The 10,587-nt window shown below is 42.6% G+C and carries 8 protein-coding genes; 7 read left to right on the top strand and 1 reads right to left on the bottom strand.

The window, feature by feature from the left end; genetic code table 11:
- The first annotated feature begins 89 nt into the window (after nt 1–89).
- The 6 genes from RMY63_RS40235 to RMY63_RS40260 all read left to right on the top strand — a co-directional run bounded on the left by RMY63_RS40235 (nt 90) and on the right by RMY63_RS40260 (nt 6,114).
- The gene (locus tag RMY63_RS40235; RefSeq protein WP_322734021.1) at nt 90–224 is read left to right on the top strand and encodes a hypothetical protein; all 135 of its coding nucleotides are present in this window, start codon (nt 90–92) and stop codon (nt 222–224) included.
- Between the two features lie 33 nt (nt 225–257).
- Complete coding sequence (locus tag RMY63_RS40240; protein WP_322734022.1) at nt 258–1,070, top strand: hypothetical protein; 813 nt, start codon at nt 258–260, stop codon at nt 1,068–1,070.
- A 331-nt stretch (nt 1,071–1,401) separates the two neighbouring features.
- Nucleotides 1,402–2,520, top strand: coding sequence for a hypothetical protein (locus RMY63_RS40245; RefSeq protein WP_322734023.1), 1,119 nt, complete (start codon nt 1,402–1,404; stop codon nt 2,518–2,520).
- Nucleotides 2,521–2,687: 167 nt separating this feature from the next.
- Nucleotides 2,688–3,419 carry a hypothetical protein gene (locus RMY63_RS40250; protein ID WP_229457378.1) on the top strand — a complete coding sequence of 244 codons (732 nt, stop codon included), beginning with the start codon at nt 2,688–2,690 and terminating at the stop codon, nt 3,417–3,419.
- A gap of 17 nt (nt 3,420–3,436) precedes the next feature.
- The gene (locus RMY63_RS40255) at nt 3,437–5,071 is read left to right on the top strand and encodes a TrbI/VirB10 family protein (RefSeq protein WP_322734024.1); all 1,635 of its coding nucleotides are present in this window, start codon (nt 3,437–3,439) and stop codon (nt 5,069–5,071) included.
- A 173-nt stretch (nt 5,072–5,244) separates the two neighbouring features.
- Nucleotides 5,245–6,114 carry a hypothetical protein gene (locus RMY63_RS40260; protein WP_322734025.1) on the top strand — a complete coding sequence of 290 codons (870 nt, stop codon included), beginning with the start codon at nt 5,245–5,247 and terminating at the stop codon, nt 6,112–6,114.
- 41 nt (nt 6,115–6,155) lie between these two features.
- On the opposite strand, the gene RMY63_RS40265 is transcribed toward RMY63_RS40260, so the two are convergent.
- Nucleotides 6,156–8,852: an ATP-binding protein gene (locus RMY63_RS40265; protein WP_322734026.1), complete on the bottom strand. Its 2,697-nt coding sequence runs from the start codon at nt 8,850–8,852 to the stop codon at nt 6,156–6,158.
- 319 nt (nt 8,853–9,171) lie between these two features.
- On the opposite strand from RMY63_RS40265, the gene RMY63_RS40270 reads away from it, so the two are divergent.
- Complete coding sequence (locus RMY63_RS40270; RefSeq protein ID WP_322734027.1) at nt 9,172–10,581, top strand: DEAD/DEAH box helicase; 1,410 nt, start codon at nt 9,172–9,174, stop codon at nt 10,579–10,581.
- Nucleotides 10,582–10,587: the final 6 nt, after the last annotated feature.

Here is a 10,587-nt window from a genome sequence, read left to right on the forward strand (position 1 = left end):
TGTTTTTGCGATCGCTCCTAATTATACTTTGTCGAGAGTGATAAAAGAGGGTTAAGCATATTGGTCAAGAGATACATCAAACCACAGCATTGCGCGATTGGTTACGCCCAGCCGTAAGTCCTGCGGACAGGCTTAACCAAAGCGGAGCATCTCTGCAACAAGAAAGCGATCGCCGAGAGAGTAACGATGACCAACAGGCTAAAAGTAGCCTGATTGCAAGTTGATATATCTAAAAACTGCATTAAGGAAGGTGAATCATGAAATCTAAACTTACCTTTATCAGATTGATAGCACTGATTCTAATTTTTGAACTTGGTTCTATCGCCAGTCCAGCCCTTGCTCGCACTCAAGACAACGGTCGAGATCCAGTAGCTGCTGCCGTAAGTAACAAAACTACTGGTAGTATTTTCACCTCAGACACAGCATCTCAAATCAATGATTTTGTCGGAGATGTCAAAAATTTCGCTCAAAATGACCTATTTAATCCTCTTGGCAATCTGCTCAATTCTACCTTGGGTGCAATTCAAATTCCAGATTTAAACAAAGTTTTGGCAGGAATCATGAACGGTTCAGCCAACAACGACCCTGGTGCGGTGCTGTCTGAAACTTTGGAGAATAAAACCAATGGCCAAAGCTCTTATGGTATCCGTGAAGACCTTGGTAAATATGCTACTAGAACAGTTGCCACAGAGATCGCTAATCAGGCTACTTTGAGCCAAACAGCCCAAAGTCAGATGGCTCAAATTAAGCAAGCTACTCAACAAGATACTCAAGAAAGCGTCAGCTTGGGTGAGGAATCCCAAAGTTTAGATGTCACCCAACAGATTTTGCAAAACCTATCCCAACAGACTGCCCTTAGCAGTCGCGTCAACGAGCGGATGCTTATTGAAGCCCAGCAAGCACGCATTGACAGGGCATTGAGTAACACCTTAACCGCTCAAACAGCCAAGGAACTTTCAGCCATCAATACTGCCGATCGCCGTAAGAGTGTTGCCGCAGGTAATGCTGCCACTCAACAGGCGGGGTTATTGATCATGCCTGGTGGCATTACCCTTGGTTCTGACAAGTAGTAGCTACGAATTGGAATCTTAGAGCTAGTACCACCGTGAAGTCAAAAAGCTGATTAATCAACCTTTTTAGCTATTTTGTAGCAAGTTTTAAGAGTAGGAATATGGTTGGCTTATTTATGTCGTGCTGTACTAGTTCTAAGTAATTAATTAGACATTGTAAATCAATTACAACTTACGCAAAACCTTCCATTTCTTCGTGTCTTACCTTCTCTACGAGAGGCTGCGCCCTAAGCGGAGCTATGCCGCAGGCTTTATGGGACGCTCCGCAAACTCATTCCTTATCCGTTAGTCCTGTCAATTTTAGCTGCGATCGCTAACGCTTTCGACACTCATGATCCACATTATTGCTCAATCATTTCCACTAACAGGCGGAGAATCCGATGCCCTAGAAATTATCTCCAGTTCTTTAGAACTTTCTCGCGCCACAGTTGAGTCGTGGAATACCGTCTGGCTAATTACTTTAGATCCGCTCGGTTCAGCATTATGGATTGGCTTGATTAAATTGGGCATCACTTTGGGAGCCGCCAGCATCTTATTTGTGGCGCTGACCACTGGCAAGGAAATCATTGAAAAGCAATCATGGTCAGAACTGGCATCAATCTTTGTTTGGCCCTTCGTGATTATGATTTTCTTGGGGGCTAACGGCAATATGCTGGCGAAGACAATTACTGTTATCCGAGGCTTTGCTTACAACCAAGTGCAAAGCGTTCTTCAGCTTCAAGTTGGTGAACTAACATTTCGAGATGCTATTACCAATGTGGCAATTAGCAGTATCGCTAGACAACAGCTAGAAAACCTCTATAGCGAATGTCAAGGAAAAGTCGGTACAGAGTTAGTTGAATGCTGGAACTCAAAGCAAGCCCAGGCACAGGCAATTGTTACCAAAGCTGAAGAGGAAGCTAAATCTCCACTCCAACCACTACGAGATTTTGCTAGTTTTCTCTGGAATAGAACTTTGCCTGGTCAAATCGGTACTGCTGTTCAGTTTGCCAACGATCCAGGTAGTGTGTTTCGAGATACTGCCATCCCCATTATTCGCTTTATCCTGTATGCCCTGCAATGGGGCTTTGTAAACATCTTGGAAGCTGCTCTGTTGCTAACAGCATTATTTGCGCCGATCGCAGTTGGTTTATCTTTGCTGCCATTACAAGGTCGTCCTATTTGGGCGTGGCTAACAGGGTTTATTTCCTTGTTTGGTGTTCAACTTGGTTACAACATTTTAGTAGGTTTAGCAGCTGTCGTCCTGGTGAAGTCGGGCGCTGAATTAGCATCTGATGTCGCATTTTTATGTTTCCTGAGCATCTTTGCACCAGTTTTGGCGGTATTGATAGCTGGAGGTGGGGGGATGGCTATTTATAACGGCATTTCTGCCAATGTCAAAGGCTTAATCGATATTTTTAGCAGTGCCATTGGAACTGCAACCAGTATTGCTCTACTCCGCAGGGGGTAATACCAATTTTGGATTTTAGATTTTGGATTTTGCGGAAAGTCCCCAGTCCCTAGTCCCCAGTCCCTATTTTCAAGACGGGCATCATAAACTTTCCAAGACAAATTAAAAACCTTTAACACAAGGCTGTTCGGTGGATTTTCAAACAATACTACTTATGCCAATTTGGTATGACTCTGCAAATTAAACGACTTCAAGCTCCATTGCTTCCGGAAGCCAAAAACCTCCTAGCTGTTTGCTTTATCTGCCTAACTGCATTTAATGGTCTCATATTTTTGTTGACTCTATTCACCGCTTTCAGGGTCAATAAAATTGCTGATCGCAAGACGACTTTTGCCCAGTTGGTAAATGGTGAGACAATCTACATTTCTGAGCAAGACCGCAACTGGCGCTATCCAGCTGTAATTCAAAAGGTAGTTAGTGACTGGACAACCCTAACATTTAACTGGGATGACAAACTCACTGGCACTAATCAACCAGACCAAGGCATTCAAGTTGGTAGAAATGGGCGCATTCCTACAAATACTTGGTTTGCTTCCCTGCTGCTAGAACCGGAATTCGCCAAAGCTTCTCTACCGAAGATAGCCGAATTAGTTCCTACCAGCTTCTTTTCAGGTCAGCTGCGTAGCACCACTATTATTTCCTATTTGTCAGAACCGAGAGCAGTACGACCTGGGGAATGGGAAATAGACATGATTGCTACCCGCATCTTAGTTGACCGCACTACTGGTAGAGATGAGCGTATTTCTTTTAACCGCACATTTACCGTCCAAGCAGTGGAGATTCCCCGATCTCCTTTGGGTAAAGATGCCCCCTTGGTAGAACAGAAAATTTATGAAGTGCGATCATCTGGACTGCAAATTACCAAGATGGTTGAGTTCAATTCTCAGCAACGACGCTAAAGGAAAAAGGTAGAATTATGACCAATTCAAATCAAAACCATGAATTTGACTACCTAAACGAAAAATCAGCAGAGTTTTCGCCGGGATTCAACATTACTAACGGCAATCATCGCTCTACCCAAGCCACTTTGGTCGCTGATGATGATATCAGCCCTGAAGAGGAGCAGTTGTTGGCAGGTTATAACCCTACTGCAAATCACCTCATTTCCGAAGAATATCGCTTGAAACAAGATGCAGAAGGAGCAGTAGAGCGACCGTTAGCAGAAAAACCTAGTGTGCGACTAGGTTCGGTAGTTGGCTTAGTGGGAATGGTTATTGGCTCTGTAGCACTGCTCTGGTTTGGATTTCTCCAACCGAAACCTCCTGTCAAACAAGTAGTCCAAACCCCTACTACATCTCCAAAAGACGAACCAGTTTTAGATGAATCTGCCGAACTGAAAAGCAGATTAGCGTTTCAAGACCAACGGCAACAACTTAAAGTGGAACCTGTTGCTGCTAAATCCCCAAATCCAACCCTACAAAATAAACCTAAACCAAAGCCATCTCAACCTCCTCAGACTTTTTCACCGCGCACAACTCCTGCATCACGCATAACACCAATAACTCCTGTAAGAATTTCTCAACCTGCGCCCCCAGTAGTGCGGTATATTTCTCCCAATCCTGTTAGTTATCAAGCTTCAACACCAATACGACAGCCTGAAAGGAATGTCGATCCTTTCCAGCAGTGGAGCCAACTAGCTAGCCTGGGACAGTCGCAAATCGGTAACTCTAAAGCAGCTGAAACTCAGTCAGAAGTTGCTGTTAACACTCAAACTCCAACAGGCTTGAAACCAACAGCTAGGACATCCATTTCCACTCCTGAAGACCCTGGTATTCAAACAGTTTTAATTGGCTCCAAAAGCACTAACAGTAAAACTGATAACTTAACTCCAGGAATGGTAGGTATCCTCAATCGCACCCCTGTAGCTCTAGCCAATCTCAATGTAAATGAAACTAAAGAGGTAGCACTGAGTACATCTGCTCCAGGTAGAATTATCATGCCGATGATTTGGGATCAGGGAGGGAATAATCCCAGCGATCGCTTTGCTATCGAATTAACCAAACCTCTCACAGCCACAGATGGCACGGTGGCACTCCCGGCTGGTACTGTTTTGGTAACGAAAACAGTGGCAGTAGGTAAAAAGAATAACTTGGTATCTGCTAGTGCGATCGCGCTTGTTTACTCTGACTCCCAAGGCACAGTCAAACAGGAAACCATTCCAGCTGAGACTCTGTTAATTCGCGGTAGAGGACAGCAACCATTAATTGCTAAAAAGCTGAATGATGTGGGGACAGATATTGCCCAACAAGATTTATTAGTTGGATTACTCAGTAGTTTGGGTAAAGTGGGAAGCATAGTGAATCAGCCCCGCACTCAATCTAGCACTGTTGTTTCTAGTGGCACTTTTAACCAAAGTACTATTACTAGTAACTCTAATCCTCAAATTTGGGCGGCGGCGCTAGAAGGCTTTTTTAGTCCAGTCAGTGAACGTCTGTCTAGACGCTCTGACCAAGCAGTGCAGGAATTACTACAACGTCCAAATATCCAGTTTTTACCTGAAGGTACAGAAGTCTCGGTTGTCGTCAATAGTTTTTTGAAAGTTGAACGATGATACCAATTTGGTATAAGTAGCCAGCAATTTAAAATTCAAACAGATTGAAGTCGAGTTATCTACAGAATCCTGGCTATTGAATAGATACAAACTGAACGTTCTACAACTTAATATTTGAGATTAATAGAACAGCCTATAAGTCAAAACTTCTAGTCCAAAATTCTTTCATTAGTATGAAACAATTTGCCACTCTTGTTATTGCTAGCACCACAATATTATTTGGGGTTACGATACCTGTTGTACAGGCACAAGCACAAACTCCTGCATATCGCTTGATTGAACGGGATATGGCTGCAAGCAATAGGATTCAGGTTCAAATTACTCCAGGACGTGCTACGCCTATTAGCTTCACTCAAACCGACGAGGCGATCGCCTACATTTTGGTAGCAGATCCTTCACGACTGATCTACACCACAGATACAGATTTAAAAAGCGGACGCGCTACAACGATTTTTCTGAGGCCAATCCAACCGCTAAAGTTTCCAGGGGCTACCACTACTGCTATTACTAACTTACTTGTCCAAACTGTAGACAAAACGGGACAAAAACGACTCTACAACTTCGATATCGTTCCAGTGCGTAGAAACACTGGGTATGTTGGTATTCAGATTGCAAATGCGTTGGTCGTACCCTTACAGGGAAGCAAGCTACGCATAGCGGACGCACCAGAAGACGTTGCCGTACCCCTACGGGGAAGCAAGCTACGCGCAGCGTCTCCGATAGGCTTCGGCACTGCACGTAGACGCCGAACAGCTTCTGAAAGTAACGCAATCGCTGGACAACAGACACTATTAATAGATAAAAATCGCAGAGCGAGAGTAGATGATATTGAAACCGGGCTGAGAATTGCTATTAATCGGGGTTACACCAACAAAAGCGATCCAGTTGTTCCTAAAGTGCAGCAAGTTTTAGACCTATTGCGAAATAGCAGAGTAACATTCCCAGAAGCAGCTAAATCTGTTGGTGTTCCAGTTGAGGTTATTTCTGAATTAGGAAGAATCGCCTTAAATGACCGCCTACTGAGACTAGGACAGCAACGCTAGAGGTGATGCACTGGTTAAAATAGAAAGGAATTGACATTTAATCAAGTTTTTAATACCTCAATGATCTTGTCCACAAGTTCCATTGGCTTAATTGGCTTGGCAATAAAAAGTTGAAACCCTGCTTTTAAAATACCTTGCTCATTTTTGGCTTCAGCAAAAGCAGTAAGAGCGATCGCTGGAATTTGTCCCCCTTGTTCTATACTGCGGGAGCGAACCTGACGAATCAAGGTAAAGCCATCCTCATCTGGCATACTGATATCACTAATCAGTAGAGCGGGCGAGCGCTGTTCTAAAACTGCCAATGCTTCTTTTACTGATGCTGCCACTAATACATCTGCCCCGGCGCTTTGAAGAACAGTCTGCATTAACATCCGAGCATCTGCATCGTCATCCACAACCAGAATGCACAAGTTCTGCAATTGGGTAATTTTCTGATTGCCATGCAGCAATTCTCCAAGGAATAGTTCATCATTGCTTAAGTGCGTTGTCATTTTCACGATAGGTAGCCTCACCGTGAATGTCGAACCCTTGCCGAATCCCGCACTGGCTGCTGTGATATTGCCATTGTGGAGTTCTACAATTGTCAGAGCGATCGCAAGTCCTAACCCTAATCCACCAGCAGAACGAGTAGTGGAAGCATCACGCTGACTAAACCGTTCAAAGACGAATGGTATAAATTCTGCTTCTATGCCCCTCCCTCGATCGATAACAGTAATCTGAGCTTGAGACTCAACTTCTTCCAATCTGACCTCTACACTTTCATTCTTGGAACTAAACTTGATTGCATTTGAAAGCAAATTCCAAACCACCTGTTGTAAACGAATGGCATCACCTAAAACGTTGGACACAGCATCAAGATGTAACTTAATTTGAATGCCCTTTGTTTCGGCTGACAATCGAATAGTATCTGCTGCTGACCGAATTACACTTGCTAGGTCAACAGGTTCGATTTCCAAATTCATCTCGCCCTTCTGCATCCTAGCCAGATCCAACAAATCGTCAATTAAGCGAACTTGTAGACGGGCATTCCGCTCAATCGTTTCCAGTCCCTCAATTTTCAGTGCTTCATCCATCTCAGATTCAGTTAGCAATAGTTGCGCCCAGCCGTGGAGATTATGCATGGGAGTACGTAACTCATGAGACAAGACAGCGACGAATTCATCCTTTACTCGATTTATTTCTGCCAGTTCCTCAGTCTTTTGTCTGAGTTCTTCCTCTACACGCTTTTGTTCAGTGATATCAATGCCGATTAAAAATGCGGCTCTGTTCTGGTCATATTTTTGAGCCACAATTAAATAGCTACGATCTGCGCTTATGGATTTCAACTCATATAATGCTTCAGATTGATCTCCAGCAAAGAAATTTTGCACGAACTCACGAAACCCATTACCGTTAGCTAAGAAACCAATATCCTGACCAACAAAAGCTTCGGGAGACAAATTAAAACTATCAGCTAAGTGCTTGTTGACACCTAGATAGCATAAATCGGAACTGACCCAAGATACAATTCCAGGTACAGCCTCCAGTACAGTCTGCAACTGATCTCTAGCAGCTTGCAATTTTCTTTCTGCTTGGTTGCGCTGGGTAATATCTAGAAATACACTTACACACCCCCGCACTTTTCCATCTTCATCAAATAAAGGGGCAGCATACTGCGAGAGATTAATTCTCATACCATCATCACGAACCACCTCAATCTCAGAATCCAGTATTTCTACACCATGAGTGGTAGCATATTGCATAGCTAGTTCTTCTGGAGCTAATTCTCTGCCTGACTGGTAAACTTTAAAGTTAGTTGGACGTTCATCATTAGGAGCGCTGAGAGAGGCATTTGCGTCAACAGGTATGCCAAGCAGTTTGGCAAGAGCCGGATTAGCTCGAATAGTTCGGCATTCTGGATCTTCTGCAATGCCAATGCCAGTTGGAATCACCTCTAACAAAGTTTGTAGTTCTTTAACTCGTCGATTTAAAGCTTGGTTTAACTTGATAATTTTTGCTTCTGCTTGTTTGCGGTTCGTTATGTTTTGGAAGATTGCCAAGCCCGTCAGAATTTTGCTATTTTCATCTTTGACTGGAAAAGTTTGTATTAGATAAACTTGATTGTTATAAGGGATTTCAATACACATTGGAGTACCCTGTAAGGTACTACGGTAAGCTGGTTCTATAAGTTCGTAAGTCTCAGGGAGAACAGTTTCGTGCAGCGTTTTACCTTGGAACTCTTCTTTTGGTAAACCAAAGATTTGCAGTTCTGTACCCTCAGCACCCATAAAGCGCATATCTCGATCAAAGAGAAAAACTACTCCATTGGGTAGATTTTGGGTTAATGTTCGGTATAGTTCTTCACCTTGACGAAGTGAACGCTGACTCTGTAATAAATCTTTTAGATTGATTTGGGCTTCTGTTTTATCAGTATCTGACTGCTGTTTGCTTGACTGGAAGTTAGCTGTTAGCGCACTGATTAATAGACCCTCGATAACAAATAATACAAATTCCAGACTATCGAGAGTAGAAGATGGATTTGTAAAAAAGTAATGACTAGCTAAAGCAGCCAAAAACACTGATGTCAATCCTGAAATGATACTACCGTACCAAGTACTTATAGCGTTCGCAATCAGCCACAAGCTGAAAGAACTTGTGATTCCAGTTAGATGCTCTAGTCCCAGCTTTACTAGCAAAGTTACTCCCACACTGAAAAATGCAATCCTGTAGGACAGGTATTTTTGTTTGATAAATAACATAGAGATGGGAGCAACGGGATGGGGTTTTGTGAGGCCGGATAAAAAACGAGCGATGTCTACGGCGGGCCACGCCTACGCTAAAAACTATTTTCAGTATATTAAAAAATTTAGTATATTTAAATACGTACTAATGCGTAGTGAGGTCTAATGTATGGTGACATGCGCGAAAATTTGTAATCACAAAAATTAAAGTAGGATTTCCGAGTAGCAATAATTTTAAGATTGAGGATGTTTACCTTCATAGAAAAATATATATGTGCAACTCCAGATTTAACTAAATCATCTGAATGTTAAAAAACTTTCAATATATTGATTTCTGATGATGCCGAATGGATATGGAAACATATTCCTCGAACCAGAAGGAGTGTTGTTTTTCAGAGAAGCAAAACCAACAGCTATCGCTGCATTGAGTGGATCAATTAATGGAATTAGCGAAGCGATGATGATCCAAACACTTCCTACTTTCGCTGCAACAGGTTCTTTTCCATTTCAACTAACCCAGCAGCAGCAAAAAGCTTTAGATGCAATGTGGACATTTATACAGCCAACTGTGATGGCTGCTTTATTTCTGCTGGTTGGCTATGCTGGAACCGGTAAGTCAACTATTGTTTTCCAACTAGTTAAAGTTATTGTCGCTGCGGGTAAGCGAGTTGTACTGACTGCACCCACTAATAAAGCTGTAGGTGTGCTGCAACGCATGGCGGCAGAAAATGGCGTAACTGGGGTAGAATTCTTCACCATTCACCAGTTGTTAGGACTGGGTATGGTAACTAGAGGTAAAGAGAAAGTACTTGACCAAACTGGGCCTTCTTACATCAATCTATTTGATGTTGTCTTTATTGATGAATGTTCCATGATTGGCAAACAACTCTGGCGCTGGATTGAGGATGTTGCTAACCAATCATCCACCTGGACAAAAATCAAAATTATTCTCATGGGCGACCCAGCACAGTTAAATCCAGTTAATGAAGCAAAATCCCCTAGTTTTCAAGTGCCAGATAAAGCAGTATTGACTCAAGTTGTGCGTCAAGGAACTGGTAGCCCTTTGTTAGAGTTTGTCACTGCTTCTCGCTATGCAGTCACCAAGAGCAAGTTTCCTTTTGAGCCTTATGCCAAATATCTGCCTGATAAAAGTAATGGGGCGCTGATGGTTAAACGTCAAACTTTGCTGCGCTATGCCTGCAAAAAGATGAAGAGAGAATTTGCTCAAAATCCAGATTGTTTCCGAATTTTGTCCTGGACTAATACTCAAGTTGACTTTTATAATCAGCAGATTCGCACACATTTATATGGTGAAAATCTCAATCGCTTTATTCCTGGAGAGAGATTAATCACCAGAGATCCTGTGATGGCTCCTGATGGTAAAACTACGATTCTTTCTACATCTACAGAGTTTACTGTTTTGGATGTCTTTGGAGATCGTTACAACAACTATGATACTTGGAGGTTAAAGGTAGAGACAGATGAAGGGATTGTGCGTCAAATCTATGTTCTGCATGAAGATGAGCAAAAACAATTTGACCAAGAAACCAAACGCTTACTCAAAAGTGCCAAGCGTAATCCCTTTCTGTGGAAGCAGTACTACAAACATTCAGAGCAGTTTGCCAACATCAGAAACTGCTTTGCATTAACTGTTCACAATAGCCAAGGTAGCACTTTCTTAGAAGCGGGTATTGATGGTAAACGCGAATTTCTCACAAACAATAAAAAATCAATTTATATGGACTGATGTTAG

Origin of the sequence: Nostoc sp. ChiQUE01b (assembly GCF_034531255.1) — a bacterium.
Classification (GTDB): Bacteria; Cyanobacteriota; Cyanobacteriia; order Cyanobacteriales; family Nostocaceae; genus Nostoc.